Annotated in this window: 35 protein-coding genes; 24 read left to right on the top strand and 11 right to left on the bottom strand. The window is 60.9% G+C overall.

The features are described 5' to 3' along the window. Positions 1 to 14: 14 nt before the first annotated feature. From WA070_RS07010 to WA070_RS07055, 10 genes are all read right to left on the bottom strand, one after another. A complete protein-coding gene (locus WA070_RS07010; protein WP_422633378.1) occupies positions 15 to 1,148 on the bottom strand; it encodes a tyrosine-type recombinase/integrase in 1,134 nt (377 codons plus the stop codon). Next, positions 1,121 to 1,339 carry a hypothetical protein gene (locus WA070_RS07015; protein WP_422633379.1) on the bottom strand — a complete coding sequence of 73 codons (219 nt, stop codon included), beginning with the start codon at positions 1,337 to 1,339 and terminating at the stop codon, positions 1,121 to 1,123. The genes WA070_RS07010 and WA070_RS07015 overlap by 28 nt, the downstream gene beginning before the upstream one ends. Further along, positions 1,336 to 1,860 carry a hypothetical protein gene (locus tag WA070_RS07020; protein ID WP_422633380.1) on the bottom strand — a complete coding sequence of 175 codons (525 nt, stop codon included), beginning with the start codon at positions 1,858 to 1,860 and terminating at the stop codon, positions 1,336 to 1,338. Before WA070_RS07020 ends, WA070_RS07015 begins: the two co-directional genes overlap by 4 nt. Next, on the bottom strand, positions 1,857 to 2,705 hold the full coding sequence (locus WA070_RS07025) for an HNH endonuclease (protein WP_422633381.1): 849 nt from the start codon (positions 2,703 to 2,705) through the stop codon (positions 1,857 to 1,859). The genes WA070_RS07020 and WA070_RS07025 overlap by 4 nt, the downstream gene beginning before the upstream one ends. Continuing rightward, complete coding sequence (locus WA070_RS07030; protein ID WP_422633382.1) at positions 2,702 to 2,971, bottom strand: hypothetical protein; 270 nt, start codon at positions 2,969 to 2,971, stop codon at positions 2,702 to 2,704. The genes WA070_RS07025 and WA070_RS07030 overlap by 4 nt, the downstream gene beginning before the upstream one ends. Then, positions 2,968 to 3,351 carry a DUF4326 domain-containing protein gene (locus WA070_RS07035; RefSeq protein WP_422633383.1) on the bottom strand — a complete coding sequence of 128 codons (384 nt, stop codon included), beginning with the start codon at positions 3,349 to 3,351 and terminating at the stop codon, positions 2,968 to 2,970. The genes WA070_RS07030 and WA070_RS07035 overlap by 4 nt, the downstream gene beginning before the upstream one ends. A gap of 47 nt (positions 3,352 to 3,398) precedes the next feature. Further along, positions 3,399 to 4,115: a hypothetical protein gene (locus tag WA070_RS07040; protein ID WP_422633384.1), complete on the bottom strand. Its 717-nt coding sequence runs from the start codon at positions 4,113 to 4,115 to the stop codon at positions 3,399 to 3,401. A gap of 188 nt (positions 4,116 to 4,303) precedes the next feature. After that, the gene (locus tag WA070_RS07045; protein WP_422633385.1) at positions 4,304 to 4,606 is read right to left on the bottom strand and encodes a hypothetical protein; all 303 of its coding nucleotides are present in this window, start codon (positions 4,604 to 4,606) and stop codon (positions 4,304 to 4,306) included. Between the two features lie 76 nt (positions 4,607 to 4,682). Beyond that, positions 4,683 to 5,060, bottom strand: coding sequence for an HIRAN domain-containing protein (locus tag WA070_RS07050; RefSeq protein WP_422633386.1), 378 nt, complete (start codon positions 5,058 to 5,060; stop codon positions 4,683 to 4,685). A 17-nt stretch (positions 5,061 to 5,077) separates the two neighbouring features. Next, complete coding sequence (locus WA070_RS07055) at positions 5,078 to 5,827, bottom strand: LexA family transcriptional regulator (protein WP_422633387.1); 750 nt, start codon at positions 5,825 to 5,827, stop codon at positions 5,078 to 5,080. Positions 5,828 to 5,855: 28 nt separating this feature from the next. Between WA070_RS07055 and WA070_RS07060 the strand changes: the two genes are divergently transcribed. After that, on the top strand, positions 5,856 to 6,161 hold the full coding sequence (locus WA070_RS07060; protein WP_422633388.1) for a transcriptional regulator: 306 nt from the start codon (positions 5,856 to 5,858) through the stop codon (positions 6,159 to 6,161). A gap of 183 nt (positions 6,162 to 6,344) precedes the next feature. Here the strand turns inward: WA070_RS07060 and WA070_RS07065 are convergent, their stop codons facing one another. Next, on the bottom strand, positions 6,345 to 6,569 hold the full coding sequence (locus WA070_RS07065) for a hypothetical protein (RefSeq protein WP_422633389.1): 225 nt from the start codon (positions 6,567 to 6,569) through the stop codon (positions 6,345 to 6,347). A 109-nt stretch (positions 6,570 to 6,678) separates the two neighbouring features. Here WA070_RS07065 and WA070_RS07070 point away from each other — a divergent pair, with 109 nt between their 5' ends. The 23 genes from WA070_RS07070 to WA070_RS07180 all read left to right on the top strand — a co-directional run bounded on the left by WA070_RS07070 (position 6,679) and on the right by WA070_RS07180 (position 23,637). Next, positions 6,679 to 7,179 carry a hypothetical protein gene (locus tag WA070_RS07070; protein WP_422633390.1) on the top strand — a complete coding sequence of 167 codons (501 nt, stop codon included), beginning with the start codon at positions 6,679 to 6,681 and terminating at the stop codon, positions 7,177 to 7,179. After that, positions 7,176 to 7,859, top strand: a complete 684-nt coding sequence (locus WA070_RS07075) for a hypothetical protein (RefSeq protein ID WP_422633391.1) — start codon at positions 7,176 to 7,178, stop codon at positions 7,857 to 7,859. The genes WA070_RS07070 and WA070_RS07075 overlap by 4 nt, the downstream gene beginning before the upstream one ends. Continuing rightward, positions 7,856 to 8,281 carry a hypothetical protein gene (locus WA070_RS07080; protein ID WP_422633392.1) on the top strand — a complete coding sequence of 142 codons (426 nt, stop codon included), beginning with the start codon at positions 7,856 to 7,858 and terminating at the stop codon, positions 8,279 to 8,281. Before WA070_RS07075 ends, WA070_RS07080 begins: the two co-directional genes overlap by 4 nt. Beyond that, entirely contained in the window at positions 8,278 to 8,856 is a 579-nt protein-coding gene (locus WA070_RS07085; protein ID WP_422633393.1) for a hypothetical protein, read from the top strand. The genes WA070_RS07080 and WA070_RS07085 overlap by 4 nt, the downstream gene beginning before the upstream one ends. Next, positions 8,853 to 9,227 carry a hypothetical protein gene (locus tag WA070_RS07090; protein ID WP_422633394.1) on the top strand — a complete coding sequence of 125 codons (375 nt, stop codon included), beginning with the start codon at positions 8,853 to 8,855 and terminating at the stop codon, positions 9,225 to 9,227. Before WA070_RS07085 ends, WA070_RS07090 begins: the two co-directional genes overlap by 4 nt. After that, positions 9,224 to 9,964 (top strand): hypothetical protein, encoded by a 741-nt coding sequence (locus tag WA070_RS07095; RefSeq protein WP_422633395.1) that lies wholly within the window; start codon positions 9,224 to 9,226, stop codon positions 9,962 to 9,964. Before WA070_RS07090 ends, WA070_RS07095 begins: the two co-directional genes overlap by 4 nt. After that, positions 9,961 to 10,155: a hypothetical protein gene (locus WA070_RS07100; protein WP_422633396.1), complete on the top strand. Its 195-nt coding sequence runs from the start codon at positions 9,961 to 9,963 to the stop codon at positions 10,153 to 10,155. The genes WA070_RS07095 and WA070_RS07100 overlap by 4 nt, the downstream gene beginning before the upstream one ends. Continuing rightward, positions 10,152 to 10,583, top strand: a complete 432-nt coding sequence (locus WA070_RS07105) for a single-stranded DNA-binding protein (protein ID WP_422633397.1) — start codon at positions 10,152 to 10,154, stop codon at positions 10,581 to 10,583. The genes WA070_RS07100 and WA070_RS07105 overlap by 4 nt, the downstream gene beginning before the upstream one ends. Positions 10,584 to 10,676: 93 nt before the next feature. Continuing rightward, complete coding sequence (locus WA070_RS07110; protein ID WP_422633398.1) at positions 10,677 to 13,655, top strand: phage/plasmid primase, P4 family; 2,979 nt, start codon at positions 10,677 to 10,679, stop codon at positions 13,653 to 13,655. A 199-nt stretch (positions 13,656 to 13,854) separates the two neighbouring features. After that, the gene (locus WA070_RS07115; RefSeq protein WP_422633399.1) at positions 13,855 to 14,370 is read left to right on the top strand and encodes a hypothetical protein; all 516 of its coding nucleotides are present in this window, start codon (positions 13,855 to 13,857) and stop codon (positions 14,368 to 14,370) included. Between the two features lie 166 nt (positions 14,371 to 14,536). Beyond that, positions 14,537 to 14,872 carry a hypothetical protein gene (locus WA070_RS07120; RefSeq protein WP_422633400.1) on the top strand — a complete coding sequence of 112 codons (336 nt, stop codon included), beginning with the start codon at positions 14,537 to 14,539 and terminating at the stop codon, positions 14,870 to 14,872. A gap of 74 nt (positions 14,873 to 14,946) precedes the next feature. Beyond that, entirely contained in the window at positions 14,947 to 15,378 is a 432-nt protein-coding gene (locus WA070_RS07125) for a hypothetical protein (RefSeq protein ID WP_422633401.1), read from the top strand. After that, positions 15,354 to 17,123 (top strand): terminase large subunit, encoded by a 1,770-nt coding sequence (locus WA070_RS07130; protein ID WP_422633402.1) that lies wholly within the window; start codon positions 15,354 to 15,356, stop codon positions 17,121 to 17,123. Before WA070_RS07125 ends, WA070_RS07130 begins: the two co-directional genes overlap by 25 nt. Beyond that, on the top strand, positions 17,123 to 18,490 hold the full coding sequence (locus WA070_RS07135) for a phage portal protein (RefSeq protein ID WP_422633403.1): 1,368 nt from the start codon (positions 17,123 to 17,125) through the stop codon (positions 18,488 to 18,490). The genes WA070_RS07130 and WA070_RS07135 overlap by 1 nt, the downstream gene beginning before the upstream one ends. Before the next feature lies 1 nt (position 18,491). Next, positions 18,492 to 19,196, top strand: coding sequence for an HK97 family phage prohead protease (locus WA070_RS07140; protein WP_422633404.1), 705 nt, complete (start codon positions 18,492 to 18,494; stop codon positions 19,194 to 19,196). A 19-nt stretch (positions 19,197 to 19,215) separates the two neighbouring features. Next, complete coding sequence (locus WA070_RS07145; RefSeq protein WP_422633405.1) at positions 19,216 to 20,451, top strand: phage major capsid protein; 1,236 nt, start codon at positions 19,216 to 19,218, stop codon at positions 20,449 to 20,451. A 95-nt stretch (positions 20,452 to 20,546) separates the two neighbouring features. Continuing rightward, entirely contained in the window at positions 20,547 to 21,062 is a 516-nt protein-coding gene (locus WA070_RS07150) for a hypothetical protein (protein ID WP_422633406.1), read from the top strand. Positions 21,063 to 21,068: 6 nt separating this feature from the next. Continuing rightward, positions 21,069 to 21,671 (top strand): head-tail connector protein, encoded by a 603-nt coding sequence (locus WA070_RS07155; protein ID WP_422633407.1) that lies wholly within the window; start codon positions 21,069 to 21,071, stop codon positions 21,669 to 21,671. After that, the gene (locus WA070_RS07160; RefSeq protein WP_422633408.1) at positions 21,671 to 22,006 is read left to right on the top strand and encodes a head-tail adaptor protein; all 336 of its coding nucleotides are present in this window, start codon (positions 21,671 to 21,673) and stop codon (positions 22,004 to 22,006) included. Before WA070_RS07155 ends, WA070_RS07160 begins: the two co-directional genes overlap by 1 nt. Continuing rightward, complete coding sequence (locus WA070_RS07165) at positions 22,003 to 22,401, top strand: HK97-gp10 family putative phage morphogenesis protein (RefSeq protein WP_422633409.1); 399 nt, start codon at positions 22,003 to 22,005, stop codon at positions 22,399 to 22,401. The genes WA070_RS07160 and WA070_RS07165 overlap by 4 nt, the downstream gene beginning before the upstream one ends. Next, positions 22,402 to 22,797, top strand: a complete 396-nt coding sequence (gene gp17 / locus WA070_RS07170; RefSeq protein ID WP_422633410.1) for a tail completion protein gp17 — start codon at positions 22,402 to 22,404, stop codon at positions 22,795 to 22,797. Positions 22,798 to 22,811: 14 nt separating this feature from the next. After that, positions 22,812 to 23,249, top strand: a complete 438-nt coding sequence (locus WA070_RS07175) for a hypothetical protein (RefSeq protein ID WP_422633411.1) — start codon at positions 22,812 to 22,814, stop codon at positions 23,247 to 23,249. A gap of 1 nt (position 23,250) precedes the next feature. Then, positions 23,251 to 23,637 (top strand): hypothetical protein, encoded by a 387-nt coding sequence (locus WA070_RS07180; protein WP_422633412.1) that lies wholly within the window; start codon positions 23,251 to 23,253, stop codon positions 23,635 to 23,637. Positions 23,638 to 23,741 lie beyond the last annotated feature (104 nt).

The following is a 23,741-nucleotide window of genomic DNA, read 5'->3' on the forward strand; positions in this document are numbered from 1 at the left end:
ACAGCCATTTGCCTCTAGCGTTTTACAGTGCGTTTTACAGCGGCCTGTGCAAGACGTTCGCCCAGTGCCACGACAATGGCCGTGTCGTCAACATAGTGCGTGCGGATTTCTGACACCTGTTCGGGCGTCCAGCCCATCAGATTAGCGATTTCCTTGTCGGTAAGATTGAGGCCCGGCGCGGTCATCAGCTTCGTGGCAAAGGTGCCGCGAATGTCGTGCAAGTGCTTCCACCGCTTCTCCCCGTCGCCGTCGATATGATGCAGATCCGTCTCGCGAATCGCCTTGCCGAACGAACCGGACAGGCCGTTGCCCGACCAAGCCGTCCCATGGCTGGTGACCAAGACTGTATCGACGCCGTCTTTCCGTTTGCGCGTCCGAAGATCGGCTAGCAGCAGCTGGAGTGTGGGCAGGATCGGCATGACGACGCGGCGGCGCTTGCCCCTGCTCTTCTTGCGCGCAATGCGGGTGATGGCGACGTCGCCGATTTCCGACCATGTCAGGCCGATCAGATCCGCGCGTCTCAATCCGGTGTGAGCCGCCAGCGCGGCGACATCGCGTAGCGCCTGGTTGACCTTGTCATGGCTGTTCCAGATCGCGAAGTCGCCTTCGGTCCAGATGATCTCGGCGCGCTGCGCGTTGCGGTAGAGCGTCGGAATGCCGGATGCGATGTTGACCGTCACCTGCCCGCGCAGGCGGCCGAATTCGAGCAGGCGGGTGAGCTGGCCTACGGCGATGTCTGCTGCGCGCGGCGTGTGGGCCATGTCGTCGCGCCATTTGACGACCTGCGTCACCATGCGGGGATCACACCACAGGCGCAGCGGCACCTGCGCCCACTTCGCCTCGATCTTGTCGAGCGCCCTGCCCGATGTGTCGCGCGTCGACGGCTCCAGCGCCTGCCACTCCGGGCTGCGCCGGTAGGCATTAGCCAAACCAGAGATTGTATCCTTGGGCACGGGTTTCGCCGCTTCCAACGCGGCGGCAATCGCCTTGACGTCGTCCTGTGTGATGGAGGGTTTCTCGCCGCCTTCGACTGTGCGGATGCGCGGGCCGCCGCGCCATGCGTAGATGTAGTGGCGCACGGGCTTCCCCGGCTTGCGCGCGGTGACGATGTGTACGCCGTCTACCCCAGTCGTCCGCTTTGCAGCCATTCTTCAAACTCATCCTTTGGCGCGGCGGTGGGAATCGACGCGCGATCGAAAATCCGGATCGTTCCGTCCGGGCATATCTCAAGGCCAGCGGGCTTGATACCCATCGCCTCGGCGGCTTCCTGGGCATGGCGTATCGCCACCTTGCCGGGATAGACGGCCTTCTCGCGCCGCCGTGCTGAGTGCGCATTCATGCGGCCAACCTCGCGGCTTTGTGCGGAGGATTTTTCATCGCCTGTGTATGGAGGTCCACGAACCAGGCTATGGGCTTGCGACTGCTATCGGGCAGTTCGCGGCGATACCATTTGAGCAGGTCCGCAAAGCGGTGATAGCGGTGCCATGCGTCAATGAACGGCATGGCGGCATCGCCGAACCGATGCTCCATTTCCAGAAAAGACATATCGACGGCAAATGCTTGTCTCACCGAACTATCCGACCGATGGAACGCGCGCACAAGTGCGGTGTCGGCTCGGCTTACGCTATCCTGCACTGCCGCGATCTTTTCCTGCAGGGTCGCGGCTGGCGCATCTGGCCGCTGCATAGTAACAACCCAATGCCAGTCAGCAGCGATAGCGCTCCAAACCCTGATTTCCTGTTCCGCTTGCTCACTGGAAATCTTACCTAACGCGATCAGCGCGGGATATTGCGCCTCTCGCCGCTCGATGGCTGCGACTGCCTCAGCCGCCAACGGTGCATAGGTGGACAGGCCATTCATGACCGCTGCCGCTTTTGCTGAGTTTCACGAACGCTATGCTTGAGCTTCGCAACCGTCATGACCAGCGGCTTGAGATCAGGTGATGCGTCATCATATGGCAAGGTCTGACGGAACCGTCCGCCATTAAGCCTAGCCAGAACGCCGCGGTGAACAGGCTCCCAATTGCTGGGGTCCGTATTGAGCTTGTTACTGTCGAGGCATTTCAACACATGGCCCTGCGGCACGGGACCGTTCGCCTGCTCCCATAGCCATCGATGCTTATGGACGTAGCGGTGCGCATATCCAGTGTGCGGGTTGCGCTCTTCGACGTTGATCTCGATGTAGCCATCTTTGGAAACGCGCTCATGGCCAATGCATTTGGTATTATGAGGCTCATTGCCCTTTTTGAATTGTGTGCGTTGTGCGCCAGGATGGCGTCCGCCTTTGCCTGGCTCACATTTCCGGCCTTTGTTCAACGGCGGAGCGCCTTTAGTGAAATGCCCAGTGCGACCAGTTTTCCAACCCTGCCGCTTGCGCAACGCATGGAGCTTCTGCGCGGTGACCTCGGGCCGCGCGAATTGTTCCTGAAAGGCCCAATGATAGTCAGCGATCGGCATGGTGTGGTTGCCACGCAGCCAGTCCATTTCGATCTTGCTGAAGGCGCGAACACGGCCGATATATCGGCTACCGTCGCGCCCGACCTTCCATCCTTTTCGCTTACGAAGCTGGTTGAGGTGGATGGCAGTGACGTCTGATCGGCCAAAAGCTATAACAAACGCGCAATGGTAGTCGCTGATCACAAGGCGATAGTTTGCCTCTAGCCAGCCCATCTCCTCTGCACTGTAAGGGATGGGTCCGCGCCTCATTTTCCGTCGCCCTGCGCCAATGCCTTCCGTTCGGCAGAGGGCGCGATGTTCGACAGGTGCGGAGCAAAATGATAGCCGTGACCAGCCAGCAGCGTCGCGGCCTTTAACTGAAGGTCGGCATTCTTGATGATCTGTTCGGCCACCGACACGATGGCATCGGCACGTTTAGCTTCCTTGTCGATCTCGTCATCGCTTAGCGCCTCGTCGCCTAGCCGCTCCATCTGGGCGAACAGATGGTCATTAAGATCGGAGAGCTTGTTCTTCATGCGATTTCCTCCGGTGAAAAAACGGGATTGGCGCGGCGGAGCAGGATGTCCGCGTGGCACCATCGGCTGGTGATCGGACACCAGCACTGAAGATTAAGGCCAGACAGTTCCGGCAGGCGGCGGTGGAGACGGGCGAGCAAGCGACGTAGCGCATCGATTTCGGCAGGGTGGAAGCCCAGCATTTCCAGCGACAGATCGCCCAGATTGCCGTCGATCCAGCGCCCATAGAGGCGCACCGCGCGCGCATGTCCGAAGCCGCGCCCATCGAACGGGTTTGCGAACTCGGTAGGGCGACCGACATATTTCGTATCGGCAGGCAATGGGACGCCCCGCTTGCGGGAACGCTGGACCCTGCGAGGGAAATATTCGTCTGTCACCATGATCGAGGGCGTTAGCCCTCGATCCAACATGCGCTGCGCGGCGTGCATCAGGCCGCTTCCGGAGTAGCAACGGCCTTGAGGCATTCGACCATCCCGAACGCCAGTCGCTTCATGCGCTCCTGACGAACAGCGTAGGCGTCGGCGTAGGCGTAGGCGTCGGCGTAGGCGTAGGCGTAGGCGTCGGCGTAGGCGTCGGCGTAGGCGTCGGCGTAGGCGTAGGCGTCGGCGTAGGCGTAGGCGTCGGCGTAGGCGTCGGCGTAGGCGTCGGCGTAGGCGTCGGCGTAGGCGTAGGCGTAGGCGTCTCTTAAGATGGAACGCCATTCCTCGACGGGCGCGCGGTCGCCGGTGGCGGCGCGCTGATGCAGAGCTTGCAGCTTGCGGTGGGCCTCGACGTCACGCCCGCGCTTTTCGCTGACCACGATCGCCAGCACCGTGACATGTTCGGCATGCCAGCGGTACACCACCTCAAACGGCACCTGCCCGTTCAGGCGCTTGAGTTGGGCATAGAAGTCCAGCCCCCATTGTTTGGCCTCGTTGAACTCCAAGCGATCGAAAAACCAAGGCACCATCTTCGCGAGCCAGCGCGGCATGATCTGCGCTGGGCAGTCCTTCGGCCCATTGACGGTATCGCCCAGGACACCGAGCGCGCAGGCGAGCTGGCGGCCATCCTGTTCCTGATGCCATTCGCTCTGGATCAGGCGGTCTTCATTAAACGCGGTCTCATAGCGCGCGAAAGCTTCCTCGGCCGATGTGGCGAGTGTCATGGTCGTACTCCTTTGGTTGGCAGGGGTGGAAAGCATCATAAAATCCGGTCGCGTAGCGCATCAAACGTGAGGCAGAGCCAGCGGAGCGCGGGTAAGGCGCACAGCCAGAGAGCAGCGCCGATCACGCCAATGGTCCAAAGAATGGCGGGGTGGATGCCGCATCCCTGCGGGCCGGGCGCGGGCATGGATCAGGCCGCCAGCGCGTCGGCGGCGACGCGGCGATAGACAGGGCTGCGCGTCGCGCCATCGCCGGCATAGCCATGCTTGCGCCAGCCAAGACGGTTCATGATGCGGACGAGGTGGCTGTTGTCGCTGAAGCGGGGCACACGGCCCTTGTCGGCGGCAGCGATCAGATGTTCGCCCAACTCATGGAGCGCGATTTCATCGACCCGCCGGAGCAGAGCGGCAGTGAACAGTGCGATGCGGGCCGTCGTCCGCGCGTCGGCGCTGGCGAAGGAGATGCAGGGCAGTGAAAATTGATGGACGTACATGGATGCCTCCCGTTGGTGACGGGATGGCTTCTACAAATGTTTTGTAGATAAATCAACAAGAGTTTTGTAGATCGTGTTATACGTCGTCTGGCGGCATCTCATCAGGCCAGAAATCCGGCTCTGGTTCCCGTGACGGAGGGGGTGGTAAATTGGAAATATCGGGACGTTCGCCGTCGATACCAACGCGGATCACAGCACCGTAAGGGGCATCGTGCTGAAAGATTGCGAAGACTTCTCGTCCCGATCGGATAATACCACCAATCCAAGGAGCTCGTTCGGCTGTCAGGTAGCCGATCTGAACCTCACGCGCGCTGTAGACCGCAACAGCATGCGAATCATGTTTGTTTTTAGGTTCAGGACGAAGCTCGATCACTTCACCTGGCACGCATAGCATGGTCTCGAATCGGCGATTACCCCCGCCTTTGTTGGGATGATGCACGCCAACGACCTTCATGCTGAGCGATCTCGGCATTACATCTGCCTTCCGATCCAGACCACCTTGCCTACTAAGTGGACATCATCTGGTTCCGCTTCTTCCGGGGGAACCCGATCATTGTCAGATAAGATCAATATCTTCACTGAGCCATTGCGCTTCACGCGACGCAGCCGCTTGATGTAGCCGCTCCCAGCATATTCCAGCGCCCATATCTGATCTCCGGTCTCCATCTGCCTATCAGTCGTATCGATCAAGATAAGATCATTTTTCAGGAGTGTCGGCTCCATGCTGTCGCCGTGTCCCGTCACCAAGAATAGACTTTCCAGCGGTCCCCTCGACATCATCCGCAGAAAACCGAGGTTAAATGGCACAAGAGTAGCGTCTGGATACTCGTCTAATGCACTACCATCGCCCATCGCATAGCGGATATCGATTTGGCGCACGTAAGCCAGATCATCGCGGCGCGCGACTTCCTGTTGGGCCGAACCATCCCCTTCTTCGAAAGCCATTTTTACATAGGTCAGCCATTGTGGCAGGCGCTTCCGCTCCCCCTGTTCAAAGTCCGAAACGGACTGCTGGGTGAGTCCAATCGAACTACCTTCACGTCGAGCGATCTGGCGCGCGATCTCGGCCAGTTTGGTGGTAGACCACCCGCGCTTCTTGCGCTCGGCTTGCATCCAAGCGCTGGCGGTTTCTGCGTCGACGGGTAATTGAGAAGCGGTCATACCGCCACTCTCTACAAAATTGTTTGTAGTTTGTTTGTTACAAAACTCTTGTTGCATCATCTACAAAAGTTCTGTAGCTGCCGTGGTCATGGCTCAGGAACCTCTTCACAGTCGGCTTCGTCTCGCAGTTGAAAATGCGGGCAATCAAAGCCGTTTCGCTAAAGCTGTTGGAACGTCTCAGCAGTTGGTCTCCTACTGGCTCAAGAAGGAGCGTCCCCTGCCGGGGGAGTTTGTTCTTGCCGCAGAGAGTGCCGGCCTCGGTTCTCGCCATTATTTGCGCCCAGATCTGTATCCCGCTGTTGAACATGACACGGGGTCTACATCACCGGGAAATAGCAAGTCGTCCGGTAACGCCGACAAACTTACCGCACCGCAGCAAAGCGAGGCGGCGTGATGGTTTCCGATAACCAATCCAATGCCGAAGCGACGTTCGACTTAGTCCGTGCCGAGCTTAAGCGCCTCGATCCTGCGAACCCCATGCTCGGCATTGCGAAAGCCGTACTTGAAGGCTCCCCTGTGCGATTGCCCAGCCTGCTGGCACGCAGGCGCATGATGATAGAGCGGCTGGGCAATAGCGCTATGCGTCTTCCGTGGAGTGCGTCGGAAAATACCGATCAAGCGGCTGACAATATTTGCGGCGAACGTCCGCTGGCAGCTCGCCAAACGCGTGATCCAGTAGCTCAAAACCTTCGTCCTGGCTCAGCACGAACGGATCTTCGTCCACCCGAAAGTTTGCAAGTATTTCGGCAAGCAGCCTTGCCTGTGCCTTCACGACAGCCTGCAATTCTTCAATTTCTGTCATCTGTTCGGTTCTTTCGTGGTCGATTCGCACCTGCCACGATAGCCGAAGGGGGCACGGTCGCAACAACAGGACTGAACAACCGTGACCGTGCCCCACAAGGCGGTGTGCAATGACCCGCTCGGCATCCCTCACCCCCGACCAGCAGTCAGGCAAGGCTGCCTTCAAGGCACTGGCCAAGGCTTATGGCGGGCAGCAGGCCGTCGAGGCCGAAACCGGCATCCGTCAGCAGGAAATCAGCGATTGCGGCCTGCCCAACGTCGCCAGGTTCGCGTCGATCGATCTGGTCGACACGCTGGAAGACCGGACCCACGGCACGGCGGGATGGCCGCATGTCACCAGCTGGCTGTGTCGCCGGCGCGGCGGCGTATTCGTGCCGTTGCCGCAGGGCGAGGATACGCCGGACGGCATGATGCTGACCGTCGCGGAATTGGCGGCCGAGCTGGGCGATGTGTCGCGCGCCGTGTCGGAAGGCGTGTGCGCCTCCGGCGATGGCGGCCAGATCCTGACCGATCGCGAGCGCGACCATGTGCTGACCGAACTGGATGGCCTCGATCGCGCATCTGCGCGGCTGCGGCTGAAACTCAACAAGATGACGGGAGACGCCGTATGATCGACCTGACCGGATTTCGCCCCTTTGCGCTGGACGATTTCGACCGGACGCTGACGCCGGGCATGTATAAGTCCGACCAGCTGATCCGCGCCTGCCAGATCAAGCATCTGGGCTTTGTCGATGGTCGGCCCAACAGCGCAGGCGTGAAGGCTTTGGCTCATTGGCTGATCGAACATCGCGCCTTCATCGCTACACCTAAGCCCAGCAGCCACCCGCTTAATTGCGGCACGACAATCGAACGTGTGTTGGCGGGCGACCTGTTGCCCGAGGAAGATTTCGCCATCGACCTGGCCGAAATGACCGAAGGCGCGGTGTTGCCGCAGATGTTCGGCCTGCCGACCGCTGCCGAACCCGAAATTTCGCCATCGTCCGCGTCGGGGGCTTCCCCCCTGTACCCCGATGCGGACGCGGCGTCGGAGCCTGCCCGATTGACCCCAAGGGGTTCGGCTCCGGCGCCATCCACCGACCTGCCTGCGCTGGGCGCTCTGGGCGGCGCACTGCCACCCGGTCGGCTGTTTCAACCGATCGCCGACAGCCGGTTCCCGCAGGGCTTCGTCCTGACCGGATGCGGCCTGTCGCTGTGCCTGGACGAAAGCACGGCGAACGCGATGCGCGCTGCGATCGAAGCGGGGCTGGAACATTTACAGGGGCAGCGTGCGCCCCGGCAGGTGGCCGCATGATCATCGCGGAATCTATGTTGAAGCGATGGCTTGGTGAAGCAAAAGACGGCGATTCGTTGGTCTATGCGCGCGCCACCTATCTGATCCCCAATGTCGTCACCCGGCGGCTGTTCGACCTGTCGCAGAGCGGGCATGTCAGCCTGACGCGGACGCGACGGCAGCATGGGCCGGGTGAAGAAAATTTCCTGTATCAGGCACGCCGCACGGCCCTGCCTATTGGCGGTTTCGTCACGCCAATGCGCAAGAGCAAGCCACAGGATAGGCGCTTTTCCTCGCACGATGCCGTGGTGCGCGAAATCGCACCGCAGGTGCGTGCGATGCTCGCCGAGGGCGCGCCGCGCAATGCCTGCGCAATTGCACGGGCGCTGGGGATCTACAGCCGCAACCCGGTACAGGCCGTGCTGGAGAGGATGGCGGCGTGACGGACTTCACCTCAACATCCGAGCAAATCAGCCTCCATGGCCTAGGCTTCATTCAAGTGAAGCTGCCTGCTGGTCGTCGCCTCCATGTCTGGCATCCGGACCTGCCACGACGGTCCTGCTATGCGCGCTCCGCGATCCACAATCATCGGTTCAGCTTCCGATCGACTGTCCTCATAGGCGAGCAGGTCAACCAACGCTGCATCGTCGTCACGAGGTCAGATGGATCCCATGATCGCATTTCGCATGATGGTCCGCGCAGCGAGAAAGGCGGCCGCCTCTCATGCGTCGCGGATCGTGTTCATGTGTGGCGTGGGCAGCCCGAACATTATGGCGCTGGAGACAGCTATGTCATGCAGGCGCTGGAATATCACGAAACGCCCAACAGCGGCGTCGTCGTCACGATCATGGAGAAGCTCAACGAGGGCGTCATTCATGCGTCGTCGCTGATCGAAAATGGGCATGACTTCGACCAGAGCTTCGATCGGTTCCAGCTATCCGCAGATGCTCTTTGGGCTGTTGTCGTTGAAGCCCTTCAGCATGGCGATGCCGCCGACGCCGTGAAGGTGATGCAGTGACAGACGGCTGGCAACCTGGCGTGATCATGGTCTCCGCGCCCGACGGAAAAACACCGCTGCCGGGCTGGGTGAGTCATCCTTTCGGCCTCGATTGGGCCATCGATTATTCGACCGGCAAAGCCGTGTGGATTGTGCATCATTTGCCGACCGGATTTAATCTCATGGCCGTCGACCATGAAATTGGCGACGTCGTTCAGCTGGTTGATCTGCTGCGATCTTTGGGCGACTGGTCATTTTCCGATGTCGCCCGCGTTCATGAATTCGCGGACACGCTGGCGATCGTCCGTGCCTCGGGCTTCACGGTATTCAGCCCTACGCTGCGGTGCGGCCGTCCGACTATGCCAAATCAGCTGGGGGAGTTGGCGGCGTGACCGGCCAGAATCGCAGTTCCGCCGTCATGCAGCGCCGCCGGGTCGCGCCCGACAGCCTCGACTATTTTCCAACTCCGCCTTTTGCGACCCGCGCGCTATGCGAATTTCTGAGCCGGGGCGCGCCATCGTTGCCGCTAGACGATATGCGCGTGTGGGAACCGGCTTGCGGCGAGCTGCATATGGCCCGACCTTTGGCCGAATATTTCCGCGAAGTGCGGGCAAGCGATGTCCATCGCTATGGCGATCATGAATTGACCGACTTCCTGTTCTTCGGCGGCGGTGACGTCCGGACAGACTGGATCATTACCAATCCGCCATTCAAGTTGGCCGACGCCTTCATAAAAACGGCGTTGGAGATTGCGACCGGTGGCATCGCCATGTTGCTGCGTGGCGCTTTTCTCGAAGGTCAGGACCGCCATGCGACGTTGTTCGATAGAACGCCGCCGGATTACGTCCTGCAGTTCGTCGAGCGCGTGGCGATGCTGGAAGGCCGCTTGGTTCGTGTCGGGCAACTCGATCCGTTCGCCGAAAAGCCCGGAACGAAAGTTTCGACGGCAACGAGCTATTGTTGGTTCGTCTGGCTAGGTGGCGGATTGCATTGGCGGGACACCCGCCTGCGCTGGATAGCGCCCTGCCGGCATAAGCTCGAACGGCCCGGCGACTATCCAGACTATGCCAGCCCGGTGACCGATGAATGCCAGAGCGACCTGATCGACGCCATAGGAGCGACGGCATGAGCGTGTCCGCACATCGCTGTCGCTGCGGGCGCGTTCCCGGAACGCGCAGCCGTCAGGCAGCCCACAACCAGCATGAGACATGGGTGCAATGCCCCGGCTGCGGCCGCGCTGGCGAGTCCGTGGTCGAGACGGCTCGCGATGATGCCAGCGCCGTGGCGCTATGGAACGACGGCAAGGAGAGAGAGTGGTGACCGCCTGCATCAACAAGACATCGCTGCTCGGCTTCCTGGGTGATGACCCGGTCCGGCGGGAGACCCAGGGCGGCGGGGTCATCGTGTCGCTGCGCGTCGCCACCACCGAACATTGGAAGGGGGCGGGCGGCGAGCGCAAGTCGGCGACCGAATGGCATAGCGTCGTCATCTTCAACGAGACACAGGGCAAGACAGCCATGTCGTTCCTGCGCAAGGGCAGCGCCGTCTATGTCGAGGGCCAGTTGCGCTATCGCAAATATGCCGGTCGCGACCATATCGAGCGGACGGTCGCGGAGATCGTGCTGCCCAAGTTCGGTGGCGACCTGAAGCTGATGGATCGCCGCCAGGACGAAGCCGCGCGCAACGAGCCGTCTGGCCGCGATCTGGCCGCCGGCGACGATCTGGACGGGGACCAGGTGCCTTTCTGACGCCGACGCGGGCAGCCGCCCGGCGCGACGCCAAGATGATCGATTGATTGATGGCCGGGGGCGGTAGCGCCTTTCCGGGGGGAATTTGTGACCGTGAGCCAATCTGCACCCCTTTTGTCGCCGCTCGGCCAAGCTGCGCTTAGCTATGCCCGGCGCGGCTGGCCGGTGTTTCCATGCCGCGAACGCGATTTCGAAATGATCACCGGCAGCGGCAAGGCCATGACGCTGAAGGCCAAGGCACCCTATGGCGGTTCAGGCGTCAAGGATGCCACCCGTGACGAGGACGTCATCAATGGCTGGTGGAAGCGCTGGCCGCAGGCGATGATTGGTCTGGCGATGGGCCATAATGGCCTGTTCGCGCTAGATTTCGATCCGCGTATTGATGATGCCAGTGGCGAAGTTTTCACCCTCGACAGCCTGAAGGCCGCGCTGGTCGAGCAGATGGGCTGTGACCTGCCGCGCAGCCTGTCCGCCATGACGCAGAGCGATGGCGTCCATGTCTATCTGTTGCAGCCGCAGGATGGCGGCGAGCCGATCCGCAACCGGGGCAACCTGCCCCGCCATGTCGATGTGCGCGGACTTGGTGGCTATGTCATCGCGCCGCCCTCGATCCTCTATCGCGCCGATGGCAGCGAGGGTCGTTATAGCTGGCTGACGAACCGCCATGACGAGCCCGTCGAAGCGCCCCCGGCGCTGGTCGAGATCCTGCGATCGAAGGGGAAGAAAGCGCGCACCGACGATCGCCCGCGCGGGACTTCGCAGAGTGGAGTCGACCCAGCTGCGCCAGCAGCGCGGCCCGCCGGGACGAGCGACGCCGAGTATGAGGCCATACGGAAATACGGGCTGTCGGCGCTGGACAAGGAATGTCAGCTGATCCGGTCGGCCAAGACAGGCGTTCGCCAGAATCAGTTGAACGAAAGCGCGTTCAATATCGCGACGCTTGTCGGCAGCACGCCTTTCCCCGCGCTGGACGCGCGTTTTGCCCGTTCGGCGATCGAGGCGGCGGCGCGTGACAATCCCGGCGACGACGACGATCGGCAACTCGACGCCACGATTTCCAGCGGCTGGACCGCCGGGGAGGCAACTCCCCGCAACCTGACCGACGTCGCGACGCGCGCGCGCCAGCGCGCGGAGCGTCCGCATCGTTCTGCATCCTCCGGGTCCGCCCCCCGTTCCCCCCTTCCTTCCGACAATAAAGGCGAACCAAGCTCCCTAGCGGGAGGGAATGGGCATAAGTCCTCCGGAAAGGGGGCAGGGGGCGGCCCGGACCCGGATACAGTGCGGCGGTGCGCGATCATGGCGATGACCGACCTTGGCAATCTCGAACGCTTCCTTGAGCGCTACGGGGCAGATTTCCTGTATGTCGAAGCGTGGGGCTGGCTGGCCTGGGATGGCAAGCGGTGGAACCGGGACATGGCGATGGCGTTACTCGGCCGTCGCATCCAACAAACGATGCGGTCCATACAGGATGAGTCCGGCCTGATCCGCGATAGCGGCGTGCCGTTTCCGCCCGAACAGGGCGATATCGTCGATGAGGAAGAGGCGGCGGAACTCGCTGCGGAGCGCGACGAAGAAAAGGAAGATTACACCCGCCAGTTATTTGACGAAGGCGAGAAAAAGCGGCTGAGCAAACGCACTGTGCTTTGGTATCGGCAACGTCAACTTGCGCGGCAGACCAAGCATGACTTCCTACGTCATGACTATATCGCCCAACTCAAAAGTAATGGCGACATCGTGTTGTTTTCCGACAAGCTGGCCGCATGGGGCCGGACGTCGGAAGGTGCGGGTCATATCAGCTGCATTTCCAGCATGGCGGAATCACGTCTTGCCGCCAAGGTGGAGGACTTCGATAGCGACGAATTGGCGCTGAACGTCCAGAACGGCACGATCGTCTTTGCGCGGCCCGAGGACGGCAAGCCTGCCTCCTTCATCATTCGCGAGCATCAACGCGGAGACCGGATCACGAAGCTGGCGCGCGCGACCTACAATGCCGCTGCGGCCTCGCCGCTCTTTGACGCCTTCCTTCTGCGCGTGCAGCCTGCGGCCGATATGCGCGAATTCCTCGATCGCTGGGCGGGCTATAGCGGCCTTGGCCTGGCCGATGCGCAAAAGATGGCGCTGTTCTACGGCGAAGGCCAGAACGGCAAGGGCGTCTGGGTGCAGACCCATGCCTATCTGCTGGGGGACTATGCTTGGTCGACCGGGATAGAGACGTTCATGGACGCCGATCAGAGGCGCAACGGTGGTGGCCCTTCGCCGCACCTGGCTGCGCTAGCCGGACGGCGCATGGTCTATGCCAATGAACCAGAGGATGGCAGCAAGTTTTCCGACGGTCTCGTCAAGGCGCTTACGAGCGATGAGCCGATCGGCGGCGTGCGTGAGCTGCTCAAGCCGCCTTTCGAAATGACGCCGACGTTCAACAATACGATCATGGCGAACAACCTGCCGCGCATCGGCACCGATCACGGTATCCGTCGGCGTATGCAGGTCATCCCGTGGGGGATCATCATCCCGCCTGAAGAGCGCGACGACCAGCTTAAGAACAAGCTGAAGGCGGAGGCCGATGGCATCCTCAATCGATTGATACGCGGCGCGCTGGCTTATCTGACCGAGGGCCTGAACATGCCGGAGGCGTCTGCCGAAGCGACCCGTGAATATCATGAGGAAAACGACATGCTCGCCATGTTCCTCGACCTGTGTGTCGCGCGCTCTCCGGGGGACAAGTTGCAGTCAGGATCGTTGCACGCGCTATTCGTTGCATGGCAGACATGGGCGCAGCAGTTGCCCGCCAGCGGCAAGCCGTGGTCCGCCAAGTATCTAAACGCGCAGATGCAGCGCAAGGGCTTCAAAATCAACAAGGCGAGCAACATGCAGTGGCATGATATCGTCCCGCGCTTCGACACGATCGACTTCCTCGATGCTGACGGCAAGCCCACTACGCGCTCTCTTCCTGCACCCCGGCACAATGACAAGCCGTCCGCTGGCAAGCCGCCGAGAGGCGAGGCTGCGCAATCACCGCCCCCGTCACCCCCGCCGATTGCGGACTTTGGCGATGATGATTTGCCGCCATGATCCTCCCTTCCTCCCGCCCATGGCTAGGCGCGGGAGGATAGAACGCCTCCGGGAAGCACGGAAATCCGCCATTTAGGGAAGGTGGGAGCGTGCGGGAGGCATTTAGCCAGTGGTTCCGTTGTGCGCGCGCATACACAGGCGCGGGCGCGCGCACAAAGATACCCGCAGTTTCCCTCCCATGTTCCCGCAGGACAGCTAAATGACTGATAATACTATCTTCTATCCTCCCATTGATCCCTCCCTTGAAAGGGAGGAAGGGAGGTTACTTAGTTTTGGTGATGTTGAAGAGCGCTTGGTCGAAGCGATGCTGGTGATGCGGCGCATGTCTGATCGGGAAGCGGGCTGGTTGCGGGTCAAGGCGTGCTGGCCGGACATCGTGCGCGAAGATGATCGTGGCGATTATGATGCGCGCGGTGTGGACATGACCGCGCCCGCGCCCAGGCCGTTGCCCGCAACCCGTCGCGACATTGCCGAGATGGAGGAAGCGTTCGCCTGGGTGCTGGCCGCGCCCGATCGTGACCGGCGGCTGATCGCGCTGGCCATCACCTGCCTTGCCAATGGCGCAAAGGCTGTGCCGTGGATGCAGTTGCGCAAGCCTATGGGCGTGAAGCTGGGCGCGCATGGCCTTCGCAAGCGCTATGGTCGGGCCATGCATTGCGTAGTGATTGCAGCAAACGCTAGGATTTGCGTGGGTGCTGCATGTCAAACGGTATAAGTTGCCACCTTAAAATATTGTTTGTCCACATTGAGGGCCATTTGGGCCTATAGGTATCTACGCTTGGGAACGGCCTATGGCTGAACGCGGCGTCCTCTCCTAACCTGACAGCGCCCCGCTTGGCCCTTGCCCAGCGGGGCGCTGTCGTTTTCACGGATCGCCTGACATGGGAAAGCTGAAAGCTCTCGGCTCTCGCGTCGGGTCGATGCCTGCGAAGGTGAAGGCCGCGCCTAAGGTTGCCGAAGGGTTCTACTCATCGCCTGCATGGCGCGCGCTGGTTGCTGATCGCAAGCGCGACCCCGATTATCATCTGGCGCTCCAGCGGGCGAAGCCGGGTGAACGGATGATCCTCGATCACAAGGTCGAGCGCAAAGATGGTGGCGCGGACCTCGATCCGGCCAACACGGAATGGCTCACCTTCTCGGAGCATCAGTCGAAGACCGCGAAGGCGCGGGCCGCGCGGGCGCAGGGTCGGACATGGGGGGGTGGGTCAAAAGTCTAGGAGGTCGGTGGTTCTATCACCGCTGTTCCTCTCACGTAGGGATTTTTTTCATGTCGGACTGGGATTTTGACCTGTTGGGCGATCCGATCCCCGAGGGTCATGGTCGCAAAGGTCGTCCACCCCACATCGCGACTTTGGAAAATAGGCGTAAAGTCATAGTGTTGGCTGCCTTCGACAAGAACGAAGAGCAAATTGCTGCCGCGCTTTCGATCACGCCGCCGACTTTGCGGAAGCATTATTTTCGTGAGCTGCGTGGTAAGCTGGAGGCGCGTCATCGTGTCGAGGGCAAGCTGCTGGTCGCGCTGATGAACGAAGTCGACAAGGGCAACGTCTCCGCGATCGACAAAGTGTTCAAACGCTTCGACCGACATGATCTGGCTCTTGGCAATGTGGTCCGTCCCGTCAAACAGGGTAAGTCTCCTAAGAAAGGGAAGAAGGAAACCGCCGTCGAACAGGCCCATAGCGCTCATGAGGGAACGCCATGGGGCGGCCTGCTGAAGCACTGAGTTGGAATTTCGCCTGCCCAGATTGGGTAGAGCGATTGAGGCAGAGCAAATCGCTGCTGCCGTCCCTCCCGCTCAATGACAATGAAGCCGAACGGGCGGTATCCATATTCAATAATCTGAGGCTGCCCGACGTGCCTGGGCAGCCAATGATGTCGGAGGCTGCCGGTGAGTGGGGCCGCGACATCGTGCGAGCCATCTTCGGCTCGTTGGTGGATGGCGAGCGCAAGGTGCGCGAAGTCTTGGCGCTGGTGCCCAAGAAAAACGCCAAGACGACAAACGGTGCGGCGATCGGCGTCACGGCGCTGCTCATGAACGAGCGCCCTCGTGCTGACTTTGTGCTGGTAGGGCCGACGCAGGAAATTGCCGATACCGCATTTCAGCAGGCGTCGGGCATGATCGACGCAGATCCGTATCTGAAGCAGCGCTTCCATGTTGCCGATCATCGCAAAGCGATCTTCGACCGGGTGCTTAAATCGACGCTGAAGATCAAGACGTTCGATATGAAGGTCGCCACCGGCTCCAAGCCGGTGATGGTGCTGATCGACGAACTGCATCTGATGGGGTCCATCAGCTATGCGTCACGCGTGATCGGCCAGTTGCGCGGCGGCATGATCGCGAACCCTGAAGCGTTTCTGGTGATCATCACGACGCAGAGCGACCAGGCACCTGCCGGGGCGTTCAAAACTGAACTGGATTACGCACGCGGCGTTCGCGATGGTCGCATCGTCAATTCGCGAATGTTGCCGCTCCTGTATGAATTCCCGGAGGAAATGCAGACCGACCAGGCCAAGCCGTGGCAGGATCCACGCAATTGGCACATGGTGCTGCCGAACCTAGGCCGCTCGATCACTCTTGAGCGCTTGGTCGAAGAATATCAGGCCGCCGTCGACAAAGGCGCGGAAGAAGAAAGGCGCTGGGCATCTCAGCATCTGAATGTACAGATCGGGCTGGCACTCCATACCGATCGCTGGCGCGGCGCTGATTATTGGGAGGCGGCGATTGACCGCACCCTGACGCTCGCAACGCTGCTCGCCCGATGCGAGGTGGTTGTGGTTGGCGTCGATGGCGGCGGCCTTGACGATCTTTATGGGCTTTGCGTCGCAGGCCGTGAAAAAGAGACCAAGCGCTGGCTCTACTGGTTTCGGGGCTGGGTTTATCGCGAAGTGCTGGAAATGCGGCATGAGATTGCGCCGCGCCTTATGGATTTCGAGCGTGACGGCGATCTGGTGATTATCGGCCACAACGGCGGCCCTCCGCTGGACGATGATGCGGACGACGACACGCCGCCGACCGAATTGATGGGCGATGAGCAAGACGTTCGCGAGATCGTCGCCATCATTGAGCAGGTCAAGGATAGCGGGTTGCTGCCGGATAAAGGTGCAATCGGCCTTGATCCCGAAGGCGTCGGCGCATTGGTCGATGCGCTCGCGGACATTGGCCTTGTCCATCCCCAAGTCGTGGGTGTGACGCAAGGTTACAGATTGGCATCGGCCGTCTGGTCGCTCGAACGAAAACTGAAACATCGCATGGCGGTCCATTCGGGCGCGCCACTCATCAACTGGTGCGTCGGAAACGCCAAAGCAGAGCAAAGGGGCAATGCCGTGATCATCACGAAACAGGCCGCAGGCAAGGCGAAGATCGATCCGTTCATGGCCGGGCTGAATGCTACAAAGCTGCTGGAGGCTAATCCTGCGGCGCAAGGTGGCAGTCTGGACGACTTCATCGCCGCTATGAAGGCCGCCTGATGGGCATCGGCACATGGGTCGGTTCAGTCACGCGCTGGTTCGGCACCGGGGAGTCCGGCAAGCTGAGCGGCGCGCCTGAAGATGAACCGACGCGGCAGTCCATTCGATATGCCAGCGGCATTGATAGCGCGGGTCAGACGGTCAACCAGAAAACCACGCTGGGCCTGCCAACCGCCTGGGCCTGCGTTGCCCTGAAGTCCGAAGTGGTCGGATCTATGGGCATGGGCGTGCATGAGAAGGCCAACGATGGCGGTCGCATCGATCGCAACGATCATTGGCTTTACGATCTGGTGCATGAAGAGCCAAACCGGGATCAGACGCCCTCGGAATTCTGGGGCGGCATGGTCGCCAGTATGGATTTGTGGGGCAATGGCTATGCCGAGAAGGAAATGCTTGGCCAGCGCACCACGGCGCTGACGCCATTGGCTCCGCACCTGGTTACCGTAGCACGGAACCGGAATAATGAGCGGGTCTATCGTTACATGGACCGGGGCCAACAGGAAGAACTGCCCGCCGACAAGGTATTGCATCTGCGCGGCCTGACCATGGGTGGCGACGTTGGCCTGTCCGTGATGGAATATGGCCGTCGCACGTTGGGTGGCGCCATCGCGGCGAACAAGACGGCGGCTGAGACGTTCAATGGTGGTCTGCAGCTTTCGGGCTTCATGGAGACTGGCACGACTAAGCTGACGCCCGACCAGCGGGCCGATCTGGTCGAGATTTTCGATAGTTTCCGTGGGCAGGCGATGCGCGGTAGCATCGTGCCGCTGGAGAAGGATTTCAAGTTCGCGCCATTGCGCATGAACCCCGTTGACGTCCAGCTGCTGGAGTCTCGCGGGTGGGACGTGGAAGAGCTTTGCCGGCTGTTCGGTGTTTTCCCTATCCTGATCGGCCATGCGGCAAAAGGTCAGACAATGTGGGGGTCAGGCGTCGAGCAGATTTTGCTGGGCTGGCAGACGCTGCGATTGAACCCGCTGCTGCGGAAGATCGAGCAATCGGTCAAAAAGCAGCTGCTGCCCATGGCCGACCGCAAGCGGATCTATCCTGAGATCAACCGTGAAGCGTTGATGGCGGCAGACAGCGCGGCGCGCGCCGCTCTCTACTCCGCTTTTGGCCAGAACGGCGTCATGACGCGCGGCGAAATGCGAACGCGGGAAAACCTGCCGTCGCTCGACGGCGACGACTTCCTGACGGTGCAATCGAACCTGGTGAAGCTGGCCGATCTGGGGAAGGTCGCTGGCGCGGAGCAGGGCGCACGATCCGCGCTGATGAACCTGCTGTTCGGCGGCGATGTGGAAGCGATTATCGATGCGCGCGTGAAAGCGGCGATGGTTGGCCACAACGGCGGGCTACGACTGGAGGACTGACATGAACGTAATGAGCCGCTTTGGCCGCAAGCACAGCGGTGCCCTGAAGGTCCGCGACTTTGATTTCGACATCAAGGCTGTCGGCGAAGACGGCACATTCAATGGCTACGGCTCTGTCTTCGATGTTGTCGATAGCTATCAGGAGATCGTCGCAGCGGGCGCTTTCACCGACAGCCTCGCCGAGATCGCGGCCAAGGGTCGGCCCGTGCCAATACTGTGGCAACATCGCAGCGGCGAGCCGATCGGCCTGTGGACCAATTTGAAGCAGGACGAACGCGGCCTGTGGGGCGACGGCGAATTGCTGATCGCGGAAGTTGCCCAGGCGCGCGAAGCCCACGCACTGGCGAAGCGCCGCGTCGTGACCGGCCTCTCAATCGGCTATTGGGTGCGTGAATCGTCCTATGACGAAAAGACCGGCATCCGCACGCTGACCAAGCTGGACCTAGTCGAGATCAGCTTGGTCACGTTCCCCGCCAATGATGATGCGCGGGTAGAATCGGTGAAATTCAAGCTCGCACACGGCGAACTGCCGACCGAGCGGGAGATGGAAAAAGCCCTGAGGGAGTTAGGGTTTTCCAAAACGCGGGCCGCTGGCGTCGTCGCCCATGGCCTGACGGAAATGCGTCGGAGGGAGTCCGATAGCGAAATGACGGTCAAACCGAGCCTGAAGGCTCTTTCGGACACCCTGGCCAGCTTCAAGCTGTAGCCTTTGGAGTAAAACCACCATGAATATGATGACCTCCGCTGCGGCTATGGCCGCCGGCGCGACCATGCGCGAGTTCGGCCGCAAGGAAGACAATCCCGATCAGGCGACGCTGGAGCAGCGCCTGTCGCATGCCCTTCAGGAAGTGAAGGGCTTCGCCACCGAGTTCAAATCGAAGAGCGAAAAGGGCGAACAGGTCGCCACCGAAACCAAGGACAAGTGCGACAAGGCGCTGGTCGATCTGGAAGCCATTCGTGGCGAGGTGACCGAATTGTCGCAGAAGCTGGCGCAATCGCGTCGCGGCGGCGGTGATGAGCCACAGGAACTGAAGTCGCTGGGCCATGAAGTAGCCAACCACGGCGAAGTGAAGTCCTATGTCGAGGGTGGCTGCAAGGGCACGATCGGCTTTTCCGTCAAGGCCGTCACCAGCGCGACCGGTTCCGCTGGCGGACTAATCCGTCCCGATCGCCAGACTGATATCGTCGGTATCCAGCGCATGGGCCTGCGCGTGCGCGATCTGGTCACGCCGGGCCAGACCGAGGGCAACTCGATCGAATATGCATATCAGACGGTGCGCACCAACAACGCGGCAGCGGTTGCTGAAGGCGCGCAGAAGCCGGAATCCAACTATGCATGGGACGTCGCCAACGCTCCTGTGCGCACGATCGCGCACTGGGTGCCAGCGTCGCGGCAGGCTATGGACGACGTACCGCAGGTCGAAAGCCTCATCGATGGCGAACTGCGCTTCGGCCTGGACGATGTAGAGGACGCCGAATTGCTGATGGGCGATGGAACTGGCCAGCACATTCTGGGCCTGTATCCGCAGGCGACTGCCTATTCCGCACCGATCGCGATCGCAAACGCCACCCGGATCGACCAGCTTCGCCTTGCCATCCTGCAAGTCGAGCTGGCCGACTATGCGCCGGACGGCATCGTGCTGCACCCGACTGCATGGACCGGGATCGAGCTGACGAAGGATGCAGCCGGCGGCTATATTTTCGCCAATCCGCAGGGCATTGCCGGGCCAGTGCTTTGGGGGCGTCCTGTCGTTTCGACCAAGCGCATCGGCGTCGGCAACTTCCTGACCGGCGCGTTCAAGCTGGCCGCCCAGATCTTCGACCGCATGGATACCGAAGTGCGGATATCCGATCAGGATCGCGACAACTTCATCAAGAATATGCTGACGATCCGGGCCGAAAAGCGATTGGCGCTGGTCGTTCGCCGTCCCGGCGCGATGGTTCGCGGCACCCTCCTCTAAGTATCGGCGCACGGCCTTTTAGGCACTCACACTCAATCGAAAACCCTGAACAGGCGGTCCTAGCGGGCCGCCTGTTCGCATTCGGGAGACCGGAAATGAAAGATGCAATCGTGCTGGTCCAGCACCTGGGCGATGACGGTCAGGTCAGTGAAGGCCAGATCCTCACGGATATGAGCAACAAGCGTTTTGAAGCGCTGGAAAAGAACGGCTTGGTCCGCGAGGCGACCAGGGACGAAATCGAAAAGGGCTATACCCCTGAATTGACCGTGCCCGGTGTAGATCAGGCCAGCGAAACATCGTTCGGCGGCGACCAGTCCGAATTGCTCGATCTGCGCGATAAGGTCGATCGCCAGAATGAAACGATCGAGCAGATGAACCGCGATGCTAAACAGGCTCGCGACGATATCATAACGCTGACCGATCAGAACGCCGCGCTGAGCAAAGCCCGCGATGGCGAAGCCGTTCGCGCCGACGATCTGGACAAGGCACTGACCGACGCGACCAAACGCGCCGAGGCGGCGGAGGGCAAGATTGCCGAGCTGGAAAGCAAGGCGGCCGAGGCTCCGGACAATAAAAAGGCCGCAGATCCGGCCAACAAGGCTGCGAAGTAAGTCGCGATGAGGACGGTCGTCATCACTCCTCCCGCGCCCGTGGTGACGTGGGAGGAGGCGGACGCGCATTTGCGCCTGGACGGCGATGACGATCAGCGTGAACTGGTCGAGCGGCTGATTGCCGCAGCGACCGCTCATATTGACGGCCCGGCGGGATGGTTGGGCCGTGCGATCGGCCTTCAGACGTTGGAAATGCGCATGTGCGGCTTTGGTGGTGGTTTGATCCGCCTGCCCTATCCGCCGATCGTTGATATCGTCACTGTTCATTATCTCGACGGAATGGGGCAACCCCAGCTTGTCGATGCAGATACCTATGAAGTGTTCGGGGCTGAACTGGGCAATGGGTGGGGCAAATCCTGGCCGACGCCCGGTGCCTACCGTGGCAATGCGGAGACGGTGCGTATTCGATATCGCGCGGGCTATGCCGTTGATCCCGGTGCGGCCACTGTCGTGCCGAACGTGCCTGAGCCGATCAAGGCCGCGATCCTGCTGATGGTGGGCGATCTGTGGCACAGTCGGGCGACCGTTTCGACCGTCGCGGCGATGCAGGACGTGCCGATGTCTACCACGGTCGATGAGTTGCTTTCGCCTTATCGGGTGTATCGCTGATGTCGATCGAGAGCGGCAGGCGAAACAAGAAAATTGTGATCGAACGAGCAGGCGCACCGGTGGACGATGGGTACACGAAAGTGCCTGGCCCATGGACAGCCTTGTGCGCGCCCCACGCTGATGTTTTCTATGGCTCTGGCACGGAACAGCGACAGGCCGCACAGGAAGGGGCGAGCCAAACGGCCAGTTTTGACGTGCTCGCCAACAGCAACACGCGCTCGGTAAGCGTGGCGGATCGTATCAGCTTCGATGGCGGCTATTGGGACATCACGTCCAATGTCGAGATCGAGCGCGGCGCAGGCCGACGCATCACCGGGGTTCGGCGAGCGGCATGAAGCTTCATGGCGTGGATGCCATCGATAGGAAGTTGGTGGCAATCCGTGATGCAGTTTCGCCCGCTGCGCGCGAGCGGTCGCTGTTGGCTGGAGCGGAAATCGTTTTGGACGAAGCCAAACGATTAGTCCCTGTCCTGAGCGGCAACCTTCGCGACAGCCTTATTATTTCCTTCGATGGCGGTTTGAACAGCGCAGCCGTCTCGGAACGGCGCTTCTTCAGCATGGTCTATATCGGCCCGGAACGTCGCCAAGGCTTCTATGGTCACATGGTCGAATTCGGCACGTTCCATTCGATCGCGCATCCTTTCATGCGTCCGGCGCTCGACAACACTCGCGAAGAAGTCCGGCGCGCGATCGGACATTCGCTCTGGGCGGACATCAAAAAGGCAGCCTAAATGGATATGCAGAAAGCGCTTCGCGCCCGCCTATTGGGTGCGCAATCCGTGAGCGCGATAGTCGGTACGAAGGTCGACTGGTTGGAGCGACCGGAAGGTGATGCGTTGCCCGCCATTACGCTTCAGGTGATTTCCGGCACGCTCGACCAGCATATGCAGGGTTTGCAAGGGCTGCAATTTGCCCGCGTCCAACTCGACTGCTGGGGCGACAGCTATGCGCAAACCAAGTCGTTAGTCGACGCGGCGCTGGAGGTCGTTCTTCCGCGCGGCACTATCGCCGGCGTCTACTTCCGTACGGCCAGCGCCACCATGCCGCGTGATCTGGGCGAGCGCACCGACACGCAATTCATCCATCGCAAGCAAACGGACCTGACCGTCCGCTATTCAGCAGCCTAAAGGAGGCACATGTCATGAGCGACGTTGAAACCGGCCATCTGACGGAGTTCCATCTGTGGGACTTCACCATCACCACCCCCGGCCTGGTCGAGTTGGACGAACTGCTGGAGGTTCCGCTTCCGTCCGGCGCGGCCGATCTGGTCGAAACCAGCCACATGAAAACGGTCGGCTACAAAAGCTATATCAATGCGCCGCTGAAAGAGGGCGAGGAAGCCGATCTGGTTATGAACTATGTGCCCGGTTCACCGAGCGACATATTGCTGCGCAAAGCGAAGGCGGATGGCCGCGCCCACGCCTATAAGATTGTGCTTCAGGCTGGCACCGGCACCTGGGAAATTGCCGGGTCCGTCGTGGTGCGCGATTATGTGCGCAGCAACCCAATGGCTGACCGCCGTACCGCGACCGCGCGCGTTAAATGGGTGAGCAACGAAACCGAAGCTGAGGGGGCGTAACATGGCCAATCCGCTTCGGGGAGAGGCGTCGTTCAAGGCCGGCGAAGCAAACTTTACGCTGGTGTTCGACATCAACACATTCTGCGCGCTGGAAGACGAGACGGGTCTTGGCGTTTCCGATCTGATCGACCAGGTGCAGGCCAAGCCCAGCTTCAAACTGCTGCGCTCGATCTTTTGCGCAGGCCTTCAGACGCATCATCCCCGTACAACCATAGGCGAAGCGGGGGAAATTATGTCGGACGCTGGGCTGGAAACGCTTCAAAAAGCCCTGTCGTCGGCGCTGCAGGCGGCAATGCCTGCACCTGACGCCGTCGCGGGCAAGAGTGCGGAGGGAAAGGCACGCAAGGTGCGGAAGCAGCCCGAGGCTGGGACTGGATCATCCTCCTGAAACTTTGGGCGCAGGCCGGGCATGACCCGGATGCGTTCTGGCGTCAGACTCCTCGAACACTCAAAGCTGCGCTGGATGGGTATAGTGCTGCCCGCAAAGCTGAC

The sequence above is a fragment of the Sphingobium sp. genome (genome assembly GCF_049304695.1).
Classification (GTDB): Bacteria; Pseudomonadota; Alphaproteobacteria; order Sphingomonadales; family Sphingomonadaceae; genus Sphingobium.